Here is a 1407-nt window from a genome sequence, read left to right as displayed (position 1 = left end):
GCATGACAAGGTTTGTCACAAAAGGACATGTATAAATCTCAATCATGCGGGTTCCATCAGACTTTAATAAATAAATTTTATACAGATGTAATTTTTAAAAATCGGACGATGTAATCTGAATGCGGATGTTCGGGAAAGGGTTCAGTCTTCCTGTGCTTCTCGTGTTACATTGTTTATTTCGTTTTTATTAGCGTCATTTTCTGTATCCCGTTCATCTGCAGGATTTTCTGTAACAGGTGCTTCTTCCTTTTCATCTATGATGGCATCATTTTCCTCGGGGAGCGGTTCTTCAAAGAATTCCATAAATTTTTTGAGGCGATTATTGTTCCCGATCTGGAACACATAATTATCCTGACCAAGACCTGTCTTCATTTTTCTTTCGTCAATATCCAATGATTGTATTCCTGTGTTAAATGCTTCGGACGAGGATAGAATCAGCATTTTTTCATTACTATAGCTGAAAAAGAACCAGTTATCGTTATCTGCCTGAATGTGTATTTCGAAGGAATTGCCGCCTCTGCTTCTTGATATTAAGGCTTTTACATCGACTTCTTTGGCAATAGCCTGGCCTTTAATCCATCCGAGTGTTGCTTTTCCATCAGCATAATAGGATCGCGATGGCGTGTCCCACTTGAAATGAATGTCGGTAAAACAGAGGGTATGTTTGATATGTTCCGGCAGTATTTCAGTAAGATCGGTCGTTGGCTGCAAAAGGTCAGCTATCTCTTTTGCTTTTTTGCTGTTGGTCCATTCTCGTAATCTTTTTTCCAGTTTTTCTTTATCCGGTTTTGCATCCTTTGCTTTTGAACCCCGGATGATATTGGCCATTGTTTGAATGCTGTTGTTATCCAGCATGAAAGATGCTCCAAATAATGCGTCAAGTTCTATCTCATTAAAGTTTCGGTCATCTTTAATAGTACCTGATGCGTGCAGCTTTACCTGTTCCAGATCGAGTCCGGGATCAAGTTTTCCGGTACCGCTGACAATACAATCTTCACTATGAAAACGCAAAATATTACCGGCAGAATCGGGTCGGGCGAGTTTTTCTTTTTGGGCTATTTCGAAGCTGCTTAATTCTTTGTTGTATCTTAACAGGCCGTGTGCTTCGATGACAGGCAAATTATTAATGCGCTTGCTTTTTTCAAGAAAAGCACTGTAAATATGGGTTGAATCCAGTTGAAGGTAAAAATGATGGCTTAATTCTTCGATGTCGGTGTTTAGCGTTCTTTCCTTAATGGGAATTTGTATATCAAAAGGATTGATTTGAGCTTCGAACCTGACGAAATCCTGTGGCCCTTTCCGCCTGCAGGAGTGTAACAGTTGGGTACCACCGTCAAAGGTTAAGTATTGATCCGTTGCAAGGAAATTAACATCTCCACAGATAGAAAGGTACTCGTTTCAGCTAAG

The 1407-nt window shown here is 39.9% G+C and carries 1 protein-coding gene; it reads right to left on the bottom strand.

From position 1 onward, the window contains the following. Positions 1-141 precede the first annotated feature (141 nt). The gene (locus ATH1_RS0117555; RefSeq protein ID WP_010424931.1) at positions 142-1119 is read right to left on the bottom strand and encodes a hypothetical protein; all 978 of its coding nucleotides are present in this window, start codon (positions 1117-1119) and stop codon (positions 142-144) included. Positions 1120-1407 lie beyond the last annotated feature (288 nt).

This window comes from Anaerophaga thermohalophila DSM 12881, from assembly GCF_000191885.1.
Taxonomy (GTDB): domain Bacteria; phylum Bacteroidota; class Bacteroidia; order Bacteroidales; family Marinilabiliaceae; genus Anaerophaga; species Anaerophaga thermohalophila.
Note: the sequence above shows the minus strand (reverse complement) of the source record. Positions and strands in the feature narration are given on the sequence as shown.